This is a genomic window from Undibacterium sp. GW821-FHT11H02, assembly GCF_058808015.1.
On the sequence record NZ_JBXARG010000031.1, the window covers coordinates 1 to 23791 of the forward strand.

Annotated in this window: 17 protein-coding genes; 9 read left to right on the forward strand and 8 right to left on the reverse strand. The window is 47.7% G+C overall.

What is annotated here, in order from left to right:
- From AC1RR2_RS20135 to AC1RR2_RS20150, 4 genes are all read left to right on the forward strand, one after another.
- Nucleotides 1-532: hypothetical protein (locus tag AC1RR2_RS20135; protein WP_493224071.1), on the forward strand; the 532-nt coding region annotated here is incomplete at its 5' end.
- Between the two features lie 120 nt (nt 533-652).
- Nucleotides 653-1642, forward strand: coding sequence for an alpha/beta fold hydrolase (locus AC1RR2_RS20140; RefSeq protein ID WP_493224072.1), 990 nt, complete (start codon nt 653-655; stop codon nt 1640-1642).
- Nucleotides 1643-2132: 490 nt separating this feature from the next.
- Nucleotides 2133-3254: an acyltransferase family protein gene (locus AC1RR2_RS20145; protein WP_493224073.1), complete on the forward strand. Its 1122-nt coding sequence runs from the start codon at nt 2133-2135 to the stop codon at nt 3252-3254.
- Between the two features lie 127 nt (nt 3255-3381).
- Entirely contained in the window at nt 3382-5190 is a 1809-nt protein-coding gene (locus tag AC1RR2_RS20150) for an ABC transporter ATP-binding protein/permease (protein WP_493224074.1), read from the forward strand.
- 324 nt (nt 5191-5514) lie between these two features.
- On the opposite strand, the gene AC1RR2_RS20155 is transcribed toward AC1RR2_RS20150, so the two are convergent.
- The gene (locus AC1RR2_RS20155; protein WP_493224075.1) at nt 5515-5799 is read right to left on the reverse strand and encodes a hypothetical protein; all 285 of its coding nucleotides are present in this window, start codon (nt 5797-5799) and stop codon (nt 5515-5517) included.
- 258 nt (nt 5800-6057) lie between these two features.
- Here AC1RR2_RS20155 and AC1RR2_RS20160 point away from each other — a divergent pair, with 258 nt between their 5' ends.
- On the forward strand, nt 6058-6453 hold the full coding sequence (locus tag AC1RR2_RS20160; protein ID WP_493224076.1) for a hypothetical protein: 396 nt from the start codon (nt 6058-6060) through the stop codon (nt 6451-6453).
- A 139-nt stretch (nt 6454-6592) separates the two neighbouring features.
- Here the strand turns inward: AC1RR2_RS20160 and AC1RR2_RS20165 are convergent, their stop codons facing one another.
- Nucleotides 6593-7066, reverse strand: coding sequence for an FKBP-type peptidyl-prolyl cis-trans isomerase (locus AC1RR2_RS20165; RefSeq protein WP_493224077.1), 474 nt, complete (start codon nt 7064-7066; stop codon nt 6593-6595).
- Nucleotides 7067-7176: 110 nt separating this feature from the next.
- A complete protein-coding gene (ampC, locus tag AC1RR2_RS20170; RefSeq protein ID WP_493224078.1) occupies nt 7177-8391 on the reverse strand; it encodes a class C beta-lactamase in 1215 nt (404 codons plus the stop codon).
- A gap of 354 nt (nt 8392-8745) precedes the next feature.
- Between ampC and AC1RR2_RS20175 the strand changes: the two genes are divergently transcribed.
- Both AC1RR2_RS20175 and AC1RR2_RS20180 read left to right on the forward strand, forming a co-directional pair.
- Nucleotides 8746-10422 carry a M64 family metallopeptidase gene (locus AC1RR2_RS20175; RefSeq protein WP_493224079.1) on the forward strand — a complete coding sequence of 559 codons (1677 nt, stop codon included), beginning with the start codon at nt 8746-8748 and terminating at the stop codon, nt 10420-10422.
- Between the two features lie 266 nt (nt 10423-10688).
- Nucleotides 10689-11627 carry a helix-turn-helix domain-containing protein gene (locus AC1RR2_RS20180; protein ID WP_493224080.1) on the forward strand — a complete coding sequence of 313 codons (939 nt, stop codon included), beginning with the start codon at nt 10689-10691 and terminating at the stop codon, nt 11625-11627.
- Between the two features lie 15 nt (nt 11628-11642).
- Here AC1RR2_RS20180 and AC1RR2_RS20185 read toward each other — a convergent pair whose 3' ends face one another.
- On the reverse strand, nt 11643-12215 hold the full coding sequence (locus tag AC1RR2_RS20185; protein WP_493224081.1) for a hypothetical protein: 573 nt from the start codon (nt 12213-12215) through the stop codon (nt 11643-11645).
- A 431-nt stretch (nt 12216-12646) separates the two neighbouring features.
- On the opposite strand from AC1RR2_RS20185, the gene AC1RR2_RS20190 reads away from it, so the two are divergent.
- Nucleotides 12647-14824 carry a serine hydrolase gene (locus tag AC1RR2_RS20190; protein ID WP_493224082.1) on the forward strand — a complete coding sequence of 726 codons (2178 nt, stop codon included), beginning with the start codon at nt 12647-12649 and terminating at the stop codon, nt 14822-14824.
- A 316-nt stretch (nt 14825-15140) separates the two neighbouring features.
- Here the strand turns inward: AC1RR2_RS20190 and AC1RR2_RS20195 are convergent, their stop codons facing one another.
- Nucleotides 15141-15467: a hypothetical protein gene (locus AC1RR2_RS20195; protein ID WP_493224083.1), complete on the reverse strand. Its 327-nt coding sequence runs from the start codon at nt 15465-15467 to the stop codon at nt 15141-15143.
- A gap of 297 nt (nt 15468-15764) precedes the next feature.
- Between AC1RR2_RS20195 and AC1RR2_RS20200 the strand changes: the two genes are divergently transcribed.
- A complete protein-coding gene (locus tag AC1RR2_RS20200; RefSeq protein WP_493224084.1) occupies nt 15765-16094 on the forward strand; it encodes a DUF2322 family protein in 330 nt (109 codons plus the stop codon).
- A 75-nt stretch (nt 16095-16169) separates the two neighbouring features.
- Here the strand turns inward: AC1RR2_RS20200 and AC1RR2_RS20205 are convergent, their stop codons facing one another.
- The 3 genes from AC1RR2_RS20205 to AC1RR2_RS20215 all read right to left on the reverse strand — a co-directional run bounded on the left by AC1RR2_RS20205 (nt 16170) and on the right by AC1RR2_RS20215 (nt 23039).
- Nucleotides 16170-18188 (reverse strand): hypothetical protein, encoded by a 2019-nt coding sequence (locus AC1RR2_RS20205; protein WP_493224085.1) that lies wholly within the window; start codon nt 18186-18188, stop codon nt 16170-16172.
- Between the two features lie 92 nt (nt 18189-18280).
- Complete coding sequence (locus AC1RR2_RS20210) at nt 18281-19483, reverse strand: glycoside hydrolase family 27 protein (protein ID WP_493224086.1); 1203 nt, start codon at nt 19481-19483, stop codon at nt 18281-18283.
- A gap of 511 nt (nt 19484-19994) precedes the next feature.
- A complete protein-coding gene (locus AC1RR2_RS20215) occupies nt 19995-23039 on the reverse strand; it encodes a TonB-dependent receptor (protein ID WP_493224087.1) in 3045 nt (1014 codons plus the stop codon).
- Nucleotides 23040-23791 lie beyond the last annotated feature (752 nt).

Consider the following 23791-nt stretch of genomic DNA (forward strand, 5'->3'; position numbering starts at 1 on the left):
CGGTCATTATCATTGCTCCATGCAATTGCGCAGTTTCCTGCAAAATGTCCGTTTACACAAAATTTTTTACACCCTCGCTGGGTTTGCATTTAAACTAACGCATGATTCTCTCTCGGAAATTTCCAAATTACTAGCTATAGATGAACTTTTAAAATTACCAGACAACAAGAAGAACTCTGAGGTATTTACCTCTCTATTTTTGATAAAAATCCTACTGCGGACAGCACTAATTATCCCACTTTATGCTGTATTTGGAATGTGTTTCGCTCAATACAAGCGAGAGCGAAATTTTGAAGAAGAATATGCTCACAAGGCGGCAATTGCTTCATCCCTCCCAAGCTATGGAGAACTAGCGCGTCAAGACTCGGTACGCGATCAAATTATTACAAGTGCATCAATCGTCATATTTTCCTCGCCTACCGTTAACGGCTCTACGGTTCAATCACCATTCGAATCTTCTTCTGATTTAAATTCAATGACTAAATTACTGGAGTCTTTGGGAAAATTAACAAAATCTGAAAGTGGAAAATAGCAAATGTAACTTGAGATAGAATGTTCATTTCTGGTTTTGCCATAAATCCTTTGCCATTTAGATGATGGATTGCCTACTAATCTCATTGGTACAACCAAAAACCAACAATCAACCAAACCCATGATCAATAAAATCCTACTAGCCGCTCTATTCACGATCACCATCCCATTCACAGCATCCAAAGCCCAAGAAACAAACGCACCCCAATCCCAAACCACCCCAGTAAAAATCGACAAAACCCTGACACCCGACATTGGTGGCATCAAGCAGGTTGTGGAGATTAAAACGGATGATGCGAGTAAGCCTGTTTTGCTGTTTTTGTCTGGCGGACCTGGTAGTTCTATGATCAATGGTGCGCCTGCTTTTACCTCTGTTTTGAAAAGCCGATTTACGATTGTGCAGTGGGATCAGCGTGATGCTGGTAAGACTTTGAAATTGAATCCTTCGCCTGTTCAGCCTTCCGTTGCCTTGATGGAGATGGACACGTTGGAGGTTATCAATTTTGTGCGAAAAGAATTGAAGCAAGAAAAGATCTATTTGTTGGGTAGCTCTTGGGGGAATGTTTTAGGCTTTTATATCGTGAAGCATCATCCTGAATTATTGCATGGCTATTTCGCTTCGAATCCTGTGGTGAGCCAGCTCGCGAGTGAGCAAGAATTGCTGGTGATTTTGAAGAATCATTTTAAAGACAACGAGGTCGCGACTAAGGAATTGGCGACGGTGAGTATGCCTTCTGTTGTTGATGAGGATATGTTCTATTTGAGAAAGTGGCTGTTCTTTAAAGAAGGAAAAGCCTTTGCAACGAGTGAGGGTTTTAAGACAGGTTTTCTGCAATGGTCAAAAACTTGGTCGCCGGTTTGGAACGAAGTGACACGGATTGATTTACCTAAGACCTTGAAGTCAGTCGATTGCCCGATTTATTTTTTCGTGGGTAAGAACGATATTCAAACTTCGACAAAGATCACGGTGGATTATTTCAAGGCATTGGCAGCGCCGAAGAAGGCCTTGTTTATGTTTGAAAACTCTGGGCATCAGATTCATCAGGATGAGGCTGAGAAGTTTCAGAATGTGATTATAAGTACGCTAGCTGCGGTGTTGCCTGCGATGTAGTTTTCCTCAAGATTATTTGATCAATAGACGCGACTCGTCATTCCTGCGTAGGCAGGAATCTAGCGGCGTCGGTTGATCGACAAAAGACGCTGGGCTCCTGCCTGCGCAGGAGTGACGGTTAAGGGATTTTGCTATTCACTGAACTTGTGTGCATACCTATGCTTTGAAGGGGGAAAGAATTAAAATCGCAGTACCGAGGGTGTAACCCGGGTTGCTCATGGGTTGCGCTGGATGGCTCGACGTTCTGGCGGCGCGGGTTTCACCCGCCCTACTTTTTTTGTGATCTGTGAAGGCTATGCTCATTCTGAACCGCCCTCACCCTAGCACTCTCCCGCTTGCGTAAGAGTGGATATGCCCACTTCGCCCCAACTCCCGCCCATTTCGCCACATTCTGATTTCAATCACCTAGCATTGTCTTTAGCATAGCGACATCAATAGTCGAATTGATCTCCCCAGCCAATTTTCGCTACGGCGCTAACTAAGGACAACGATGACAAATACAGTGCAAACTTCACGGACTGATTTTCTGGACCGTATTCGCGTGCTGTTGACAGCTTTGGTGATTCTGCACCATACCGCGATTATGTATGGCGCTGAGGGTGGCTGGTATTTGCAGTACAAGGCTAGCGATCAGGCTTCGGGATTGTTGATGACTTTGTTTTGTGCGGTGAACCAGGCTTTTTTTATGGGTATGTTTTTTCTGCTGGCTGGATATTTTAGTACGCGCTCTTTTGAGAGTAAGGGTGCGAGGCAATTTTTGACTGATCGCTTGTTACGGCTGGGTGTGCCTGTTCTTGTCTTTGGTTTTGTGCTGGGGCCTTTCACTAACGCGCTGGCGGAGACGCCTGCTGGTGAATCTGTCTGGTCGTTTTGGTGGCAGCTGATGGCGCGGGGATATTTTAATATTGGTCCCTTGTGGTTTGCGTATGCCTTGTTGTTTTTTTCTGTGGCATATATGGTTTTGCGTTTGCTCTTGCCTCAACTGCGTTGGCATTTATCGCCCGCTGTGATGAAGCATGCGTCGGTCGCTTTCTTTTTGGTGGTGTGGGGTATCGCTGCCTTTGTATTGCGTTTGTGGGTGCCAACTGGGCAAGAACGTGGCTTGTTGCAGATCGGTTATTTTGCGTCTTACATCTTGTTGTTCTTTTTTGGATGTGCCGCGGGACATGGTCGCTTGCTAGAAAACATCGATAGGAAACTGGCACTGCCTTGGGGCTGGATTAGTTTGTTGACGATACCTAGTTTGTTTGCCTATGCGATTCTGAGTGGTGCTTTGAAAGGTGCCACGTTTCATGTGAATGGTGGTTGGACTATGCCTGCTTTTGCGTATGCGATGTGGGAGCCGTTTGTGGCGGGTGGGATTATGTTGATGCTGCTGTGGCGCTTTCGGGTATCGGCAAAACCTTGGGCGTTTTGGAAAAAGCTGACTCCCTTATGCTACGCCGCCTTTATCGTGCATGCACCGGTCGTGGTGGGCTTGGGTGTATTGCTGCAGGCGTGGAAGAATTATTCATTCGGCTTGTTTTTCTTGGTCGGTAGCGCTAGTGTGATCCTGAGTTTTGCAGTGGCGGCCTTGCTGGTAAAACTGCCCGGCGCAAAAAAGATATTGTAAATAGTCGATATTGAAAATTGAACTTGCAGTGGTAATCATCCTGCTATGCGAGCTTATGTCCGTTTCCGCACAGATCGCTATCGCGTCAGATCTCATACTGAGGTAGAACCATCCACAGAATCTGACCATGACTATCTTAAGCGACATGCGCTCCAATGTGGAGAACGATGGTGTGCCACCACCACCTAAGAAGCGCCGTACCGCGTTTTTATCACTCTCTGCATGGCGACAATTCATTGCTGTCGCCAAACCTTACTGGGTGGGCGAACAATGGAAGGCCGCCTGGATACTCTTGGTGCTGCTGATCGTGTTAATGCTGTTTGAAACCCAGTTCGCAGTCATGTTGAACAATCAGGCTGGGGAAATGATGTCGGCATTGGCGGCAAAAGAGGGTGAGCGCTTTTGGGCATCCGTGCAAACCTGCCTGCTCGTGCTGCTATTTGCAGTACCGACTTATGCTTTCTACTATTACATGCGTGACCTATTCGCGAACCGGTGGCGACTCTGGCTCAGCGGTCGCTTTCTTGACGGCTATCTTAAAGATCGTCGATATTATGCGCTGGGTACAGACAGCGACCTGGACAACCCAGACCAGCGTATCAGCGAAGATATCAATACCTTTACCGGCAGATCGATCAACTTCCTGCTCATTTTTTTGGGATCTGCCATGCAGCTAGTGGCGTTTAGCACGGTGCTATGGTCGATTTCCCATTTGTTGGTTGGGGTATTAGTGCTATACGCCCTAATCGGTACCGGCGCCGCACTTTATGCATTCGGCAATCCATTGATACATCTGAATTTTTGGCAACTGCGGCGCGAGGCCGACTTCCGTTACAGCCTGATGCGGGTACGTGAAAATGCTGAATCGATCGCCTTTTACCGTGGCGAAACCCAGGAACGCGCGCACATTGATAGCATGCTGCACCGGGTGATTCAAAACTACGACAAACTGATCAAGAAGCAGCGCTCACTTAATCTGTATCAGCGCACCTTCAGTCAGCTCACTTTGGTGTTGCCGGTGGCGATACTTGCCCAGCAAGTCTTATCCGGCGAGCTGGAGGTCGGGCGCGCAACGCAGGCAATCGGCGCCTTTGCTGCCGTGCTTGGGGCGGTCGGGGTGATAGTGGAAAACTTTGAGGGTCTGAGCCGCTTCGTAGCTGGCGTTGGCCGCTTGCAAGCATTGTCGGACCTAGTATTGCCGACAATTGCACCCGAATCGTCAACTGAGGTCGAGCCCGAACGCATACAACTACGCCCAGGCACTCAGCTCGTACTAGAATCCGTTACGCTGCGTCCACCACAATCGCAGCGTGTGCTCATCAAGGAATTGAGCCTGGTATTGCAAGCAGGTGAAGCGCTACTGATTACGGGGGACAGCGGCTGCGGCAAAAGCTCACTATTGCGGGCAATTGCCGGACTATGGCACAGCGGTAGCGGCCTCATACATCATCCGCCTATGGAGGAGTTTTTCTTTCTGCCGCAACAGCCTTATTTGCAAATGGGTTCGCTGCGCAGCCAATTGATCTACCCTAGTGTGGACTCCAAACTAAGCGACCAGCAATTACTAGAGATTTTGGGTCAAGTATATCTACCGCAATTGTCCGAACAGGTAGGTGGTCTATCGGCGGTGCATGACTGGGAGAAGCTCCTGTCCGTCGGCGAGCAGCAACGCATCGCATTCGCCCGCATACTGGTTCATGCACCTAACATTGTTATTCTCGACGAAGCGACCAGTGCGCTTGATAGCGCCAATGAATCGGCTCTGTATGCGCGTCTGCGTAAGAGCGGCGTGACATTGATCAGTATCGCGCATCGACCCGCCGTGCTGCAGTACCATACACATGTGTTGCAATTGCTCGGTGATGGCGCATGGAAGCTGCATGAGGCGAGTGCTTACCAGTTTGACGCTGCACCTATCAATGTGGCCAATGATTAAGTACCACTTGTACAGTCGTAAGGGCATCGCCAGCATGAATAAGCGCGGTAAGCAGTCATGCCGCTCAGTTAAGACGAATATAAGAACATCTCAATGAAAAAATACGAGGTCTTATCCAAATTGACTTTGTGGCTTTGGACAAAAATAAAGACCCCTCAACGCCGAGACGCTGAGACGCGGAGATACGCAGAGAAACCCAGTAAAATCTTCGCTTTTCTCTGCGCTCCTCGGCGACTCTACGTCTCGACGCTGAGGGGTTTTGAAACATCAGTAACCAGGGTTTTTTGAAAGAATCTGCCTGCTCAGATCAGCCTGTCATATGCATCACGCAAAGGTATTGACCGTGGTGCCAATCGCGGCATTCACGAGTCCTAAAGAAACATCGACTGGAGAGACTTGATTCACCTGCAAGTAGGTGGGAAGATCGCTGGTCGGGGGCGTGCCCGATAATTCTGCGTCTTTTGTTGATTTTCTATCTAACTCTAATAAGGCTTCGCGGCGTTGCTCCAAGATAGTTTTGTCTTGATCCGCGCGCAAAATCTGCTGCTGGTAGGCGCGCATTGCTTCGACACCGCCATATGCACATGGCGATCCTATACAAATGGACATCGCACACTTCCTTTCTACGCTGCAGCTAACTAGCGTCTTAGCATCAAGATTTTGTCAGCTACTGAGATAGTAGTCCGAAAATGACGAGAAATCTCGACCTCAGTTCAAAAATATGAGCGTCCCTTACTTTTTGTATTGATCAAAATATCATTGCTAGCTGTAAGCTGGCTTGCCCCATTTAAGAATTGATATGATTTGACAAAGGAATGCTGGATACCTTAGCTTAGGGTCTGTTGACTTATATATAGGATGGCCTAAATGATAGATTCAATTAGCACGCTTAACATCGCGAAGATTTATACTTTTTTTGCGCTTATAGTCGTCGCTTTTCAATTGGCGCTGGCGGCGGGGGCACCTTGGGGTAAGGTCTCGATGGGAGGAAAATTTCCCGGTGTTTATCCTCGCCAAATGAGAATTGCGGCGATCTTCATGGCGGTCTTTTTTTTATTGCTGACCGCCATCGTTGGTATCCGCGCTGCCTGGTTTGCATCGAGTTTGTTCGACTTGTCACGCATCGCGATCTGGCTTGTGGTCGCAATCAATGGGCTGGGTTTGTTGATGAATTTGATCACCCCCAGTAAATGGGAACGTATCATCTGGGCACCTGTCTGTCTGGTGCTTTTGTATTGTAGTGTGGTGGTTGGGCGGTCTTAACTTGCGCGTGTTGCGCTGTTTTTAAAACGATACTTTACGGACAAAAAACTTAGTGAGGCAGCCTGGTTCGATCTTGCTCGATCTTGCTTGATTTCACTTAATCTTTCACTACGCTGCCCCCACCTCATCCTCTACACCATCAATGATGATGGCCATGCTCGCCATGCACGTGACCATGTGCGACTTCTTCTGCTGTCGCGGCACGTATGCCCAAGACTTCTACACTGACTCTCAAAGAGCTACCTGCAAGTGGGTGATTGCCGTCCAACATGACTTGATCGCCTTTGATTTTGAGCACGGTATACACAGTCTCTTCACCCGCTTCGTTGTAGCCTTGCATGGAGGCACCGACTTTGACGCCCGGTGGAAAATCTTTTTTGGAAATTGTTCTAAGCAGGCTTTCATCACGTTCACCGAAGGCATCTTCTGGTGTCAGGTTCAGATTCAATTTGAAGCCGATGTCTTGACCTTGCAGCGCTTCTTCGATTTTTGGTAAGAGATTGTCGTAACCGTGCAGGTAGGCGACCGGGGTCTTGCCGCTTTCTAATACTTTGCCTTTGCCGTCAACGACGGTGAGGCGAATGGTAACGGCGCTGTCTTTGTCTATGCTCATGATGCGGATCTCAGTTTAAGAATGGGAAAAGGCAGTATCTTAACCTATGGTGGAATTTTGGGACATGCAAGCGTGTTTTGCATGTCTTTATTACATGCCATGCGAAGCGCTTATTTCATCTTTACCAGTTGCTCAAGAATTGCATGCGCCGCTTTGATACGGGCTGGGATGGGATAATTTTTATTGGCTAGAATCACGACGCCGATTTTGAGCTCTGGGACAAAAAGAACATAGCTACCAAAGCCATTGGTCGAGCCTGTCTTATTAAATAGTCGCGCTGCGTAATGAAGTTTAGATCGCATGATTTCCTGCGCCGGATTTGGCTCCCAGATCATCTGTTCGGAATTGCCAGCGAGTAAACGTTTTAGGCTGATCGGGTAGGCATACTGCTCCCAGCCTAATCCTTGCCCCATATCGCCGATTTTAAAATAGGGAATATGGGTGTCGTTCAGCGCACGCGCGGTCAATTCATCAAGTAAACTGCTATCCATATTCAACTGCACAAAACGCAGCATGTCCGCGCTACTCGATTTGACGCCATAGGCTTCGTCGGCGAATACGCCAGGGTTAACCCGCACGGCTTTCAGTTCTTTTTTGTCGAGCTTATAGCCCCATGCATAATCAGACATAGCCGATGCGGGTATGCGGATATAGCTGTGACGCAAACCTAGTTTAGGGAACAACTGCGACTCCATCGCGTCGGCAAAATTGCTCTTCAATGCCAGGGCAGTGATATGTCCGAGCAGGCCTATACTGGGATTCGAGTATTCACGAACGGTGCTGGCAGCGGCGCTCGGTTTCCATTGTTGAAAATAATCGAGCATCTTGTCATTACTGACGTCATCGGGTACTTGTAAAGGCAAGCCACCCGCCGTGTAAGTGCCCAAATTGATTAAATTGACCTTGTCGATAGCAGTGCCCTGCAACTGCGGTATAAATTGACTGGGATGATCATCTAGCCTTAACTTTCCTAGTGCTTGCGCGTAAGTTGCCAGCGTCGCGGTGAAGGTCTTACTGATAGAGCCAATTTCGAACAAGGTCGATGTGCTCACAGCTGTATTTGTCTCTCTCGACGCCACGCCATAATTAAAAAACATAGACTGACCATCCACCGTCAAGGCTATCGCCATACCTGGCACAGCATGGGCGCGCATCAAGGTTTTAATCTCTTTGTCCACGATATGACGAATCTGATCCGCCCCCTTGCCGACTTGCTTGCCCGCGTCGTTTGCAGCAACTTCAGCTGCCCCGCTAGAGAATGGAAAAAGACCGATAAGAATCAGCTTAATTGCAATTGGGCGAATGAGTTGGGTCAAACGAGTCAAAGTGGGCTCCTGTTTTTTCAATATGCTTAGCGGTTCAACGACAACCGACGGGCGCGTGCAGCTGTGCTTATGGCGCATTGTAGCGGTGTGGCAATTAACCAGTCTAGGTCTGCCTGAATACAACAAGAAATTCACATCACAGCAGCTTTGTGCAATTTGCGCAGGATTTGTCGCGCACTGCACAAAAAAACAGCAGAGACTCAAGTGAGTATCAATTCAAGCTTAGGCTCTTTGTCTGGTCAGCATTGATACACCAGTCCGTCATTGAAATCGGAGAATACGGCATCAAAAAAATGGGCGCGTTGTCTGGCTGGGGATTCACGCTTACAACATACAATAAAATCAGGAGGCAAAATGAAGTCAGTTACTGCAAGCTTAGTCGCCATGTCGGCTTTGCTGAGCGCAATAGGATTTGCGGCATTTAGCAATACCGCCCATGCTCAAAATGTGAATTTACGGGTTGAGCTCAAATCAGGCCGTAACGCGGTATCGGTGACACCGATTCATGCTGAGTTTGGCAATTTTGGTTTAACTCGATCACTACCGAATCATGCAAAAGGAGAGCAACTGCGCGTGATCGCCCGGAATAGCCGGGGCGAGATTGTGCACGAAGTATTGCTGCCAAATCGCCTGCAACGATTACTGGAAACTTTTGATGCGAAAACGGGTGCCATTCAACATTCAGAGACCGTAGCGCAAGCAAGTGCGGTGCTCGATGTGACGGTGCCATTTAGCGCCGACATTGTTAGCATACAGGTGCTACCGCACTCTGCGGCGGCACAGTCCACGCAGTCAATCAGCACACAAGCGCTCAAACAAAATGGGGTGGTACCAGCGACCGAATTAGATCGAGTGCAAATACAAAACTTGGTCAATGCCAGCAAAGCACGCATCAGCATGTCCTCAGCAACAGCGCTGGCGGCAGTGCCGACGCTGACGACGATTTTAAACAATGGAACGACCGCATCAAAGATGGATTATGTCTTCGTCGGTGATGGCTACACCGCCGCCGAAATGAGCAAGTGGCGCGCCGACGCACAGAAGCTAATCGACGCCTTTAAGGCTGATCCTTTGTTGGCAGCGAATCTGAGCAAGATCAATATTCATCGCATCGATATCGCCAGTAATCAATCGGGAGTCGATGAATTAGATAAGGGTATTTATCGCGACACGGCTATGGATGGCGAATTTGCTTGCTATAACATTGCCCGCTTGCTGTGTGTAAATACGACCAAGGTCTTCAATATTGTTGGACAAGTTTTACCGGCAGATGGACATGAGCAAGTGATCGTCATTTCCAACTCAACACGCTACGGTGGCTCTGGCGGCGAGGTGGCAACGGTATCGATGGATCCATCATCCAAGGAAGTGGCTTTGCACGAGATTGGCCATTCCGCTTTTGGCTTAGCCGATGAATACGACTATGGCACTTGCGATACCAGTGTTGAACCGACGGCAGGCAATGTGTCACGTTACGGCACGCGCAGCAATACTAAATGGGGTGATTTAATCAGTGCAACTACGCCAGTGCCTACTCAAGTTGGCACAGTATCGAATGGCACGGTAGGTGCATTTCAGGGTGGCAATTACTGTACCAGTGGCATCTACCGACCAACAGAAAACTCCCGTATGCGCACTCTAGGTAATCCTTGGCATGCGGTGAATACCCGTCTGGCGAATCAGGTGTTTGCCAAATATAGCGGCGCTGGAACCAGCACCGAAGTCACACAAACAGGCACGCTCGCTGTTGGTGCGACGGTATCGGTACCTAATATTTCTCCCAATTATGTCCAAGCAGGCAATGGGACTTACATCGTGAAATTAAGCGGCCCGACCGGTACCGATTTTGATCTGTTCCTGTACAAATGGAATGGCACCAGCAGCAAATGGGATCAGGTTGCCAAAGCCGATGGCAGTACATCGACTGAATCGATCAGCTATAACGGTACTGCAGGCTATTACTATGCGAGCGTAAAGTCGTATAGCGGTAGTGGTGCTTATACGGTCAAGTACAGCTTTCCGCCTAAGTAGTACAGCTAGGTGCCATAAGCGCTAACTTAAGATAAAAATGGTGCAAGTATCATGTCCTCTCCCACTTTAATGCATCGATATCTACACCAGTCTACATACCCCTTCTCCCGCAGGCGGGAGAAGGCGCATTGTCGTTTTTTCGACCTGTAGAGATTCCGACTAAACAAAAAAACATGCTAGTTTTGGATTATCAACAACCACAGCAGCCACAATATTAACTAATATATTAACTTCTTCATCCCCTCGGTTACCGGAGTTATCTGAGTATGGCTTCAGCGTTGATCAATACCACAGCGGAACTCAAAAACTGGTTCCATCAGAGTGGTGTCGTCCATCCCTTGCAGACTTGCATAGGGCCATTACCTGTCTCAAGAGCCTCCCTCGGACGATGGTCTTGTGACGACAGGCCGGATCAGCGAATTCATGCTAATTTTCCGCACCCCGATTGCTATCGGATTGCGGTCATGCTGGCGCCTTTAGAGGCTAGAATTTGGGACGGTAGCAGCCCTATCTGGGGCGGTATGATTGCGGCAAATCGTTTTCGGATTTGTCCGCCCTATGAGTCGGGTCGGTGGTGCCGCATGAGCGCTTGCGACATTGTGAATATTTTTATCCCTATTGCGCTGGTCGACCATTTTGCAGCGCTGCGTGGAGATCGTGATGGCGCGACTTTGATCGCGAATCTATTTACGCCCGATAAAAATGTCATCGAACTGGTACATAAAATGCTCGATGCCGAGATGTTAGCAGGACCATTAGCAACCCAAATTTGCGATAGCGCTATGACGATTTTGGTCTGCTACTTATTGGAACATTACAGCAAACCATGGCGCCAAGAAAAAAACCATGAAGACTTAAGTTATTCCTCGGGTTTATCCGGCGCACGCCTGAGAAAAATACTCTCCTTCATGGCAAACAATACCGAAACCAGCACATCGAACTCACAACTCGCCGCTATCTGCGCGATGAGCGAAGCGCATTTTTCTCGTGAGTTTAGGCGTGCTATGGGAATACCTCCGCATCAATACATGATGAAATTGCGTTTAGAACGAGCCTGCCTCGCCCTGCTGAACGAAGAAACCCGCATTGTCGATATCGCTTACGAATGCGGATTCAATAACGCCAGCCATTTCACTCGCGCTTTTGCATCACAATTTGGCGTGCCGCCAGCGCAGTATCGCTCGCAGCGGCGCAAATCGAATTAAGCAAGCGTCAGTACACTAAACCGTTTTCTCAGCCCAGGCAGCGCGTTCTATATGACAAGGCGCCAAGAGGCAATGCGCTAATTGATCGTGGTCCTCAGTTTGCATTTGTGTGGCGAATTCAAGCAGGCGTGCATCCTGCACTAGACTCAGTTGAGTAATCAATTCACGCGCTATTTCGCGGGCACTTGGTCGGCCTTCTTGATAGTTAGGACTGCCCTTAAAGTGTGACAGCAAATGCTCACGATGATCCTGATACAGAACGCTGGTTTTGGCGGCATCTAACTTCGCTTGCTTGGCAGCGATCTCCGCATCAATTTCGGCATCGGTCTGGCAATAACGTTTTTTCTCAGCGTCATCCCAATGCGGTGTATCTCCATGCTGTTCGCGCAACATCGCCATCGAACGCGAATCAAGATCAATTTGCGAATGCGTGTGTATATCTTTAAATACGTGCACCAAATTCTTGCCTTCGCCTTGCGTGCCTTTGTAACGCATATCCGAGGCGACCCGGCGTGGATTAAAACGAAATTGGCGACTGCAAGTCAGTATCAGTGTATCCATCAAGGCGGCGATTTTCTTTGGGTTCATGTGACTATCCTGGATTGGGGTATGAGTTCATAAGCAGAGTGCTTAGGTGCTTGCGCTGTTTTTTACGCTGTTTTTTACGCTGTTTTTTACGCTGTTTCTTACGCTGCTTCTTGCGCTGAAGACCTTCTCTGCTTTTCATTTTCACTACGGATTTCTTAGTCGTCACATGCCAAGCATGACGCCATCGACTCACTATACGTGAAATCCGCTCGCTGCCACGGTTTAATTCAGTTTTCTGCCTGTCTAAACAGAAGACCTGACCATTGATCCGGACCAAAAGCAAAATCGCATTCCATCAGGTCTGACGAACATTGATGTCAGCAGAAATCAGTTTCATGTCTTGTTTTTGACTTCCTATCCTATTCGCTATGGTCATGGTCCACGACTCGCACTACACTGCGTTTTCTTAATTCATTCTCAAAGGAATAGATATGCGTCAATTGAAAATTGTACTTGCTCTCAGTGCAGCTTTTCTCTGTGTGAATGTCGCGAATGTTCATGCATTTGCTCTGCCACAGGCGAATGCTCAAGCCTCCACACCAACCAACAAGACTAGTGAAGCCAGCGCGCCACTAGCCGGTCTTTGGAAAGGCGCGATTCAACTACCGAACAAGAACGAACTAGCAGTCGAAGTCAGTTTGGACAATACCAATCAACAATGGCGTGGTTCTATCACTATCCCGCAACAAGGTGCCAAAGACATTGCTTTGCAAGATGTCAGTCTGAATGACGACAAAGTTAAATTTACTATTACTGGCGTCCCAGGCGCACCCACATTCTCAGGCGTACTCGACGCTGCCAACAAGACGCTGGCGGGAGAATTCGTCCAGGGTGGTGCCAAGATGAGCTTTAAGCTGACCAAAGAATCCAAAGCGCAGGCCAGTCCGCTCGCCGCGGCTAAAGCAGCGCTAGTCGGATTTGAAAATGAAATAGAAAAGATTCGCAGCGATTGGAAAGTACCGGGTATCGCGATTGCGATTACCAAAGGTGATCAAATTATTTACGCACAAGGTCACGGCATGCGCGATGTGGCGAAAAATTTGCCTATGACGGCCGATACTCTCATGCCCATAGGCAGTTCAACGAAAGCGTTTACAACAGCAGTATTAGCTAGCCTGGTCGATGAAGGCAAACTGGAATGGGACAAACCTATTCGCACCTGGATACCTACATTTAAACTGCAAGATGCAGTGGCAACTGATCGCATGACAGCGCTCGATCTGGTCACGCACCGCAGCGGCATGCCACGCCATGATGCGCTTTGGTATAACGCCAGCTTGAGCCGCGCCGACATGGTACGTCGCTTACAGTATTTAGAACCGAATAAAGACTTCCGCACGGATTTTCAGTACAACAACGCGATGTTTTTAACGGCGGGCTATTTGAGCGAAGTCGTGACTAGTAAGTCTTGGGAAGAGAACGTCAGAAGCAAACTGTTTATGCCGCTAGGTATGAAACGTGCGAACTTTGATGTGACAGAGAATCAAAAGGACGCCAACTTCTCACAAGCCTATCGCGAAGAAAAAAACGGCACAGTGAAACAAATTCCTTACCGTTCGATTAGCAATGTCGGCCCTGCTGGCTCTATCAATGCCTCAGTCAACGAATTGTCGGCTTGGATGCAAATGCACTTAAATAAGGGGAAGTACCAAGGCAAGCAAGTCTTAAGCCCCGCCAGTGTCGATTACTTGCATATCCCACGCATGGTCTTAGGTGGAGCGCAGACTAAACCAGAAATCGTTCCTATCGGTTATGCACCCGGTTGGTTCAGTGACGTGTATCGTGGTCAGCTACGCTTGCATCACGGTGGCAATATCGACGGTTTCGCCGCTATGGTCATGCTGCTACCCGGTTCAGATATTGGCATTGCGATTTTGACGAATTTAGATGGCTCTCCAGTACGTGATTTTATTGCAGGTGCGGCGATTGATCGCCTGATGGGACTAGAAAAACGCGATTGGAGTGGCGAAGCTTTAAAGCGCAAACTCGCGTCTAAAGCCGATATTGAAAAAGCAGAAGAGAAGAAAAAGACGGCGCACAAGATGGGAACAAAACCTAGTCATGCACTGGCTGACTACGTTGGCGAGTATGAACATCCTGGCTATGGCGTCGCAAAAATCACGCAAGCAGACGGCAAGCTCATCGTCGAATTTAATGGAATCAAAACGCCGTTCGAACATTGGCACTACGATACGTTTAATGGTGTGAAGACTGACGACCCTGTATTTGAAGATCAAAAAATACAATTCTTAACCAGCCTGGAGGGTGACATCGACGCTGTAAAGACAGCTTTAGAACCTGCAGTGAAAGACATCGTTTTCACCAAACTGGCCGATTCACGTTTAAGCAATCCTGACTTCCTCAAGCATCTGGCTGGTACTTATGTTTTGAATAAAGACATGGACATCGTGGTGAGTTTGCGCGGTAATCAATTGTTCGCCGATGTCAAAGGTCAACCGACTTACGAACTAGTACCCGTTCGCAGCACGCGTTTTGCATTAAAAGGTTTGAATGGTTTCTTTGTCGATTTTCAAGTCGATAAAGACGGTAAATTTAATAGCGCAGAACTCAATCAACCGAATGGCATCTTTAAGGTCACGCGCAAATAGATAAGGGATTTTTTTGACTATTTTGGTCACACTTCCGCCACACTTCTGACGCGCGTCTGAAACAAAAAAACCAACGGCACCTCACATTGAGGTGCCGTTGGTTTTTGATGGGCAGGAATATCAGGTCTTAGCTAGTCCGCCTTCAACCGAGATTTCCCCTTAGGATTTGAGATCACGAGGGATGCACTTTTCGAGGCAGTTTTGGTGCGAATGAGGCTCCAATAGCGAGCTATTGGCAACGAAGAGCAACAAAAATGACCGGAAATGCGCCCTCGGCGCGCCTAATGGGAAAATCTCGGTTCAAGCAAATCCATCATTATTTTTTGACTGGCGCTGCAGCTGCGGAGGCTGCGGAAGCGGCAGACGCGGCGGCATCTGTTTTCATCACTGGTTTGTGCTGTCTTTTGCCACTCGCCATACCACTAGCTGCGTCACGTGGCGCGACTACTGCACTGGCAGCCGCACTGGCTGATGCGCTGGCTGCTGGCATCGCGGCTTTAGCGGATGCGGCTTTGCTGGCGGCCGCGGCGTCTACTTTAGCGGCTGGCGCGGCAGCAGGTGCTGGCGTTTGTGCGAACGCAGTACCCATAGTGATTGAGGCAACTGCAACTGTCATCATCATTTTTTTCATGGAGATTTTCATTTCAATTCCTATCGTAAAGAGTGAGTATTTGTATGCCGTAGAAGTTCACTACGTGTGTCCATAACGAGGTGCCTGTGGCGGCTGTTGACAGGCTCTGAAAATATTTTCAAATTTTTTTTGGGTGCAAAACAAATACAAGTCAAAGTCATAACATGTCGGCACCTCATTTCTGAGATCAGCCCCCGTTACTCTCTGATAGCACTTGTCTTTACCGAGCTGACTACTTACCATATCGCATCGCAGCATTTTTAACGCTGTCATTTCCTGATTTCCATCACGCTAGACCTAGGACAACTCATGCAATTTGCAGAAATTCTCGCCACTCTCCCCACCATAGATCACTTGGCCGCGATAGAACTATTTGCGCTCGATACACTCTTTGCCCGCATAGAAAACAAGCCGGGCTCAGCCGGCAGTGTGCGTGTCTATCACGCTTTGTTTCAGGAATTTGGGGAAATCAATCGTGCAGCGGCAGAAAAAGGCTTAATGATTTATGCTGAACATACAGCAGACGCAATCGCCTTTCCGGGGAAACATCCGAATATAGACAGGCTATTAGACTTGACTAAAGCTAGCCCTGCTTCGGACACCATTCAGGTTTTGTCGGTGAAATTAATTTTAGCTTAAAGACGCTTTGCCTCCTCACTGACCTAGATAGGTAAGTGAGGAGGCAAATGAGCCATCAATACAATACAGACCAGTTTATTCAGGCAAGCGAACTTCTATCGCTTTAACACCATCCCATTGCTGATCGAGTAGGATCTTGCCATGTAGCTTTACCTGTACTCGTTGCCCTTGCTTATGACGCTTAGTCATAATATCTAAACCCAAGCTTGCTGGCTCTCCGGCTTGTTGACCTGCACCAAAAGCACGTATGTTTTTTAATGCCATGCTCGGCCAGGTTTTAGGCAGGCGCGGTGTCATAGTAAAACTACGCAAGCCGGTTGGCTCTATGCCAAACAGGCCTTCAATCAACACTCGCGCATACAAGGCACTCTCGGCGGACAAATGTCGTTGATTACCTTCTGGCCAGGCCTCAATCGCATACGGAATGTGTTCACCCAACAAACGCAAGCGAGAGTAGTAAAGGAAATACGGCATCACCTTTTCTAACTCCCCTACTTTCATCAAACCACGGAAGCCATATAAAGTAGAACGATCCCAGTAAGTCTTAGAACCGGCTTCACTCAATAAACCATTCGCCGACCACAATTGCGAAGACAAAGTCGCAGCAACCGTTCCTGCCTTTCTTTCCTCCATACCAAACACTAAAGGTAATACGATCCACGCCCGCAATTTGTCATTTCCCGCGTAATAACGGTAAGTGTCGAAGCCACCTACCGTGGCGGCAAAATACTGGTCTATCGCGCTTCTTTGCTGGGCGGCTTCCTGTTGCAAACGAAGTTTTGTCGTGTCATCGCGCGCCAGGTGAGTTGCTCCGACCAGCCCTGCGTAGGCCAAAACATTGGTCGACAAATTCGCCTTACCAGCGGGGAAGCGCCCTTCTAGTTCATCACTATCAGATTGGATAATTCCCGCGCTATCACGCTTTCTGCGGGTGAACTCTAAGCACCAATCAATCAAGGGACGCAGCTGGTCAGCAATCACGGCATCCCCCTGAGTTAGCGCGAATTGACTGGCGCCATATGAAATCATGGCGCAATCACCACGATCACCTGCGCCATTCCAGAAGCCTCTGCCTTCCGCGATAATCGAAGAAGGAATAGGTCGGTATTCCGGGTTCATAAATTTGCCGAACCAGCGGAAACTATTGATTGCAGACTCGACGCCACTCGCATCCCCTAAGTAAGGGAAGAAAGGGTTGGCGTATTCGGCCTGATCATTCGCCCAGATCGCCGCGTAATAACGGGTACCGCCTGGTCCATGCAATAAGCCCCCACGCGTTGCAAAGATACTTTCTGCTGCACGAATCTTGGCGAAATCAAACATAGAATTGACAGCAGGCTCGGGAGTCTCCAGCACCAAATTAGAGCGCCAGTCCTGGATTTTTTGACGGCGTTTTTGCAGTTGTTCCGTGACGTCGACATACACCATTTCATTGACCAACTGGGCGCTATACAGGACATCAACGACAACCTTGGCGCCCTGCTTCAATTCCCCCTGCCGCGCCAACGACTTTGCTTGAATCAGGTAAGCGCCGTGGGTGCCTGCATTGACTGCGGTCGTTTCGGATTTCTGTAGCGCTGAGAAATCGATATGTATCGTTTTTCCGCTTTGATTTTCCAGCGTCAGGCGTTCAATTAAAGCGGGCTCGTCAGGAGAAGGCGAAAGCAAGCGCGTCAAACTTACGCCATCGGCTAATTGGGACACCAATTGCAATTGACCATCGAAGCTCACTTGCTTTAATTTTTCTGAAGTTGGTTCGACGCCGTTGATCAATATTCGCGGCGTATCCATACGTTCAAAACTACGCATTAAACTGGCATGGGTATCATCCGGCAGCGTCCGTAACATGGGCCAGACCACGGTGCGCTTCAGTATCAATTGACCATTGGCATCGCTGCCATAGTCAATCACGGCCGATACCTGGCGTCCGCTCATTTCTAGTTGATCTTTGTGCGCATCTTTCACCTGCCACAACAGCTGGTTGGCGCTGATGCTCCATCTTGGTTTGAATTGCGGGATATTTGCCTGCGCAAAAGCGATGCCAGGAAAAGTAAGGCAAGTGATCAGCGCCAATATTTTTTTGGATAAGTGCATAGTTGACAGTAGTAAAACAATCTTCAAAATTAAGAAAGCCCGCGTTCCTGAATAGCACTAGCGCGCGGGCAATTTCAAAACAGGTACGCGAATTATAAATCCAGTCGTATCATGACCACGCCATGAGAAACTACATCGGCAGTGAAACTCGTTTTGGCCTTAGCTAAATCTTTCTTCTGCCACAGATCACGTACTTTCATGCTTAAGGCATCTGGCAGATTAAGCATTTCCCAATTCACGGTGATAGGCTGGGTCTTTAGACTGCGGTTTAATAATACCACCGCACGGCCACCGCCTTTTAAGGGACGCGCCCATACTTCCAGGTCACCCTCCTTAGCCACCCGCTTGGCTTGCACACCCAAGGCATCCTGATCGATAGCGATAACTTCCTTATTCGTCAAAATGAATTTTGTCTCTTCACTCATAGCGCTCAGATCATTGCCAGCCATCAGCGGTGCGGCCAGTATCGCCCACAAACTAAAATGCGATTTGTATTCTTCAAAACTCATTTTGCCGTTACCGACTTCCAGCATATCGGGATCATTCCAGTGTCCTGGTCCGGCGTAGATTTCCAAACCAACTTGTAAATCAAGGATATCCATCACGCCATGTTCGAATGTACGCTTACCTTGCCAATGATCATAAATATCATCCGTGGTGCGCCATAGATTGCCGACATTCTTACCCCACTCCCAAGGCTTATTCAAACCCCATTCACAAATACTCAAGACGATAGGCCGACCTGTCGCCCGCAGTGCGTCGCTGATATTTTCGTAGGTCGCCTTCGCGTTCTGATCATAGGTCGAACACCAATCGTACTTCAGATAATCTACACCCCATTCGGCATATTTTCTGGCGTCTTGATACTCGTGCCCGAGACTACCCGGGCGTTTGCCGCAGGTGAGGCTGCCACCATCGGAATAGATACCAAACTTCAAACCTTTAGAATGAATATAGTCGCCCAGTGCCTTCATTCCAGACGGAAAGCGCACGGGGTCCGGCAAGATATTGCCCTCTGGATCGCGCCCGACTTGCCAGCAGTCGTCGATCACGATGTATTCATAACCTGCATCGCGCATGCCAGTGCTGACCATGGAGTCGGCAGCTTGTTTGATCAAAGTTTCGCTGACATTGCAGCCGAATTTATTCCAGGTATTCCATCCCATAGGCGGCGTCAGAGCCAATCCATTGCCTTTACGAGGTGGGCGAGGTGGTGCAGCCTCTGACTGCGCTTGCTGCAGCGGTAAAACACTAGTCACGAGGCTGAATAGTAAACAATAAATTAATCGCTTCATCTGTTTGTCTCCGTTTTTTGTTAGTTGCTAGCGGGCCGTCAATGAGCATCGCAATTGACTCAGGCTATTTGGTATTTCGACTAGCTTAAAGGAGCTAACTAGATCGTATTTATGAATTAATTCCAAGTTGATATATGAATCAGGCATAGCTCAATCGCACATTGGATTGGACGCTTGCCGCCTGCATGATCAATAAATAAAAAAAAGGGGTTGACGCGAACGTCAACCCCGAAACTACTTGAGGAGTAGTACAAGAAACTGATGCTTAAAAATTAGTAGGACTTACACAAAACAGACGCTGGCGTTGTTACTCTCCCTTGCTGGCCGCGACAAGGCCAGCATGTGTTATCTGCTAAGTGAGCAAGCAGAGGCTGCTTGCTCACTACACCCTCGCCTTGCAATTGCACTGTCTTCGGCTCCACGCCCCCACTCAGGCATTCGAGGGCAGGCTCTAGCCAGCACAATTTGGCGAAAGTCCTAATTAAGACTAGAACTCAAACTCGAACTAGAACTAGAACTCATAGCGAGCATGCAAACTCATAGTGCGTGGTGGCGCGAATCCCGTTGGTATTTGATAATTCAAATTGAGACGATTGCCACTAGCTTGTAGCGTATCCTGGCGGCTATAGTCACGATTTTGAGCGATCTCGGTCACCGTGCGAGTATTAAACAAGTTGTAGATCTTCCATTGCAAAGTCAGCGTACTGTTATTCGATAACTTCTTGATGTAAGAAAGATCGATATTGAAGGACGTCGTCCATGGCAATAACTTGCCATTACCACGATGACCTAAAGTAGTCACACCTTGATCATTCAAGCAATAGTAACTAGAGCCCGATGTGTAACCACCAGATCCACCTCCGGTTGAGCCATTAGGGCCATAGAAATCTTTGACCGTTGTTGGAACATATCCTAAGCAACTAGTTGGACGACCAGACGCCGCATCAAACACACCACCGAGACGGAAGTTATCGTTGATCGCATAATTACCATTGATTTTGATGTGATGCGTACGGTCATTAGCGGTGCGGCCATAGGCGCCATGCGTAAAGGAACCAAAGTCAAAGTCTTGAGATCCCGCTGCATCATCTTGTTGCAAATCAGATTGCACAAAACCTTCCGCCGTACCTTCTGTGCGAGACCAAGTATAGGAACCTTGAACACCCCATTTACCATCAAATGGATGTTCGAGACCGATTTCCAAAGCCTTATGGTTACGCGTATATTTCGCCAAGCCTAAATAACTATTTGGAATTCTGACGGTCTGCATTTTTCCATCGTTATTCAGGTCCAGTGCCAAATTCAAATCATTGCCTGGATTGACCATCATACAAGTTGGAATGGTGTTGTAATCAAACTTGGTATAGCCATTATCTTTTGCCCATTGGTTGATACCACCGGAAGAGCAATAGTCATCCATACCATTTTGAACCTTACGATACACACCCTTGACGCCTATGGTCCAATCTTTAGACAGCGCTTTTTGGAAACCCAAAATCAGTTCATCTTGTGACATAGGTTTCAAATCGGTATCCGCCAGTGTTGCAGGATTGGGTGCCTGCAAACTACCCGTGACAATCGATGAGCCAATTTGTGGGCCTAAAGAGAGTGGCGCCATTGTTCTAGGATCTTTTCCAGAAAAACTATGGAATTGACCGATCGTGTATTCAGAATTACTTGCGCGAACGCTGATATTTGATGGCACAGGAATGTAGTAACGTCCCGCATTTCCATACACCTTCATACTTGCATCGCCATTGACGTCCCACACAGCGCCGACACGGGGTGCGATTAGGTTGTTTTTCTTCAAGAAACTAACGCCGTCGGCATTTTTATTATTAAACGCTTCGGACCGCAAACCACCAATCAAAATCACATTTTTTGCGACCTTCCAGTTGTCCTCTACGTACCAAGCATTATTGATGACTTCATAAGCACCTGTAGTCGTTTGGAAGTGACGTACACGCACATATTCTGAACCATACGGCACAGCATTAGGCACACCATTGACTGAACCATCAAGATTTGTTTGGTTATAGTAACGATAATAAATCCCGCCGCTATAGGTATAGCCGGCATTGGTTGAAACAAACTTTTGGCTATCGTAACCAGCACGCAGCGTATGATCACCAATATTGTATTCAAGATCTAAGCGTTTCCCATCGCGTCTATCGCCATCATCTGGCGCTTTCAAATCGCGCACAGTCGGATGATTTGGATCAAAACAGCCCCCCTGCCAGGAGCCATTAAAGTAAATCGCTGGGCATTCAGATCCGAAGGCTTGCGGGTCAATGAAGCGTGAACTATTTTTTGTGCGTCCGATTTGCGCAGACACCGTCAAATTGTCTGTCAAATAGCCCGTGTATTTCAGCACATTCAAATTATTCTGATAGTCAAGCGAAGTCGGCGTCGCTTTACCAATATGCGTCTGACTGTAATGTTCAGGATTATCAACCCAATTGCCATTAACATCTAAATTGGCATTGTATCCAATACTATTACTTTTACCGCCCGCTTGAATGCCGGTATATTCGAGACGGTGATCGTCACTGATTTGCCAATCCAGTTTCAACAAACCTTGAGGCGAATTATTTTGAAAATGGCTACTCCCGGTATTGCCGTAGCCATCAGAGTTAACCCGATTCGCCTGCAACATACCGAACATGAACAGCTTGTCTTTGATAATCGGACCACCGACTGTGACCGAGGCATTCAAACCCGTACCGCGATTGGCTGGGTTGGTGTAATAAACGTATTTATTACCGTTCTTAATATCCTCTGGTTCACGACTAATCACAACCTTATCGTCTCTCGTGTTGAGGCTTGAAGAAGTATAGGATGCAGTAACACCAAACTTCCATTCATTGGTGCCGCGTTTTGTCGTGGAGTTGATAATGCCGCCCATGGAACGACCAAACTCAACACCATAACCACCCGTCTTCACCTGTTGCTCATTGAGCGCCTCAAATGGCAAGCTAAAGAAGGTCATCATTTTGCGGATATTCGTTACATCAAAGCCGTTGATGTAGTAACCGTTTTCAGCCACTGAAGAACCACCGAATGAGGCCAAGCCACCAAATCCGCCCACACCTTTCACCGTGCCTGGTGCTAACAAAGCGATGGAGGTCGCGTCCTGCCCCACTGGCAGGGCAATCACTTGTTTGTTGGTATAGACCACGTTCGATTCTGAACTGGAAACGTCAATCGGACTACGGATACGTGAACTAGTCACCGTCACTGTCTGCACATCATCCAAACGCACTTCCGTACCAGTACCAATCACCACCTGCACTTCACGGGTAATGCCACCAGAAATCACTTTATAAAAGCCGGTCGGTAAACGCGGGACAGTAAAACTACCATCTTTGCCAGCCTCAATGGTGCGGCTCGCGCCGTTTTCGACATTGATAATTTGAATCTGTGCCTTTGCCTTGGCATGACCAAAAATCGTGCCGTCGGCATTTTGCGCATGCGCGAACCCAGCGAAGCACAAACCAATCGCAACACTGATAGCCTTTCGCTGCAGGCTCTGTGTGAAAAATTTACTCTGCGTCATAAACTTACCTTACCAAAAAGTTGAGGGTGATTTGAATTCATTCAATGCAGTCTTGTGCTGCAACTTTGATATTCAGGCTAGTGGCCTGCCTGATTGAACTCTCATTTATTTTAAAAATTATCCATTTCCGGGCGTGATGTATCGGTCAGGCGGGCTGACATCCATCTGTCTATATTTTGCATAGCAGTAATACCACTTACAAAAAAGAGATTTTTCGAAACGAATTTGCACAGACATCCGTGCAATGACACTCCACGGAAAAAAGCTTAAACGAGTGGAGCTAAATATATTTATGAATAAAACGGTGGCAACTATTTCAATTTGGAATAGCTGGTCGCTGGCACTCTGTAGGCGTCTTGGTATGCAACACAAAATGATTGTGGTGAAAATAAAACACGGCACTGATTATCAATTTGCATTTGATAAAAAATTGTAAAAAGACTCTTATTTCAAATGGAAGTCCATCGCCAGAGTTTTTCTTTGATGAAATATTGCACAAATTTGAGATAGCTCATTTTTGAGAGCAGAGGATGAATTGACACAAAACCACCACAGCATGAGAAATTAAATGCCAAAAAATGACAGTGAGTTAGTATTTAATTTCTAATTTAGCAGGTTTTATAAATTAAACAAACAAAACTTCAAGATAAATTTCCTTCCAACAAGCTATTCGATTTCATTATTAGATATTTCATAAATATATTAATAAGATGCTCCAGGCAATCGTTCATCACCGGATCGATCCAGACATC

Bases quoted from the DNA above. Each gene is read 5' to 3' on its own strand.
- AC1RR2_RS20185 (WP_493224081.1), bottom strand. From the start codon at position 12,215: ATGAACCCAAAGAAAATCGCCGCCTTGATGGATACACTGATACTGACT.
- AC1RR2_RS20195 (WP_493224083.1), bottom strand. From the start codon at position 15,467: ATGAAAATCTCCATGAAAAAAATGATGATGACAGTTGCAGTTGCCTCA.
- AC1RR2_RS20160 (WP_493224076.1), top strand. From the start codon at position 6,058: ATGATAGATTCAATTAGCACGCTTAACATCGCGAAGATTTATACTTTT.
- AC1RR2_RS20215 (WP_493224087.1), bottom strand. From the start codon at position 23,039: ATGACGCAGAGTAAATTTTTCACACAGAGCCTGCAGCGAAAGGCTATC.
- AC1RR2_RS20140 (WP_493224072.1), top strand. From the start codon at position 653: ATGATCAATAAAATCCTACTAGCCGCTCTATTCACGATCACCATCCCA.
- AC1RR2_RS20190 (WP_493224082.1), top strand. From the start codon at position 12,647: ATGCGTCAATTGAAAATTGTACTTGCTCTCAGTGCAGCTTTTCTCTGT.
- AC1RR2_RS20150 (WP_493224074.1), top strand. From the start codon at position 3,382: ATGACTATCTTAAGCGACATGCGCTCCAATGTGGAGAACGATGGTGTG.
- AC1RR2_RS20210 (WP_493224086.1), bottom strand. From the start codon at position 19,483: ATGAAGCGATTAATTTATTGTTTACTATTCAGCCTCGTGACTAGTGTT.
- AC1RR2_RS20180 (WP_493224080.1), top strand. From the start codon at position 10,689: ATGGCTTCAGCGTTGATCAATACCACAGCGGAACTCAAAAACTGGTTC.
- AC1RR2_RS20200 (WP_493224084.1), top strand. From the start codon at position 15,765: ATGCAATTTGCAGAAATTCTCGCCACTCTCCCCACCATAGATCACTTG.
- AC1RR2_RS20155 (WP_493224075.1), bottom strand. From the start codon at position 5,799: ATGTCCATTTGTATAGGATCGCCATGTGCATATGGCGGTGTCGAAGCA.
- AC1RR2_RS20205 (WP_493224085.1), bottom strand. From the start codon at position 18,188: ATGCACTTATCCAAAAAAATATTGGCGCTGATCACTTGCCTTACTTTT.
- AC1RR2_RS20145 (WP_493224073.1), top strand. From the start codon at position 2,133: ATGACAAATACAGTGCAAACTTCACGGACTGATTTTCTGGACCGTATT.
- AC1RR2_RS20165 (WP_493224077.1), bottom strand. From the start codon at position 7,066: ATGAGCATAGACAAAGACAGCGCCGTTACCATTCGCCTCACCGTCGTT.
- AC1RR2_RS20175 (WP_493224079.1), top strand. From the start codon at position 8,746: ATGAAGTCAGTTACTGCAAGCTTAGTCGCCATGTCGGCTTTGCTGAGC.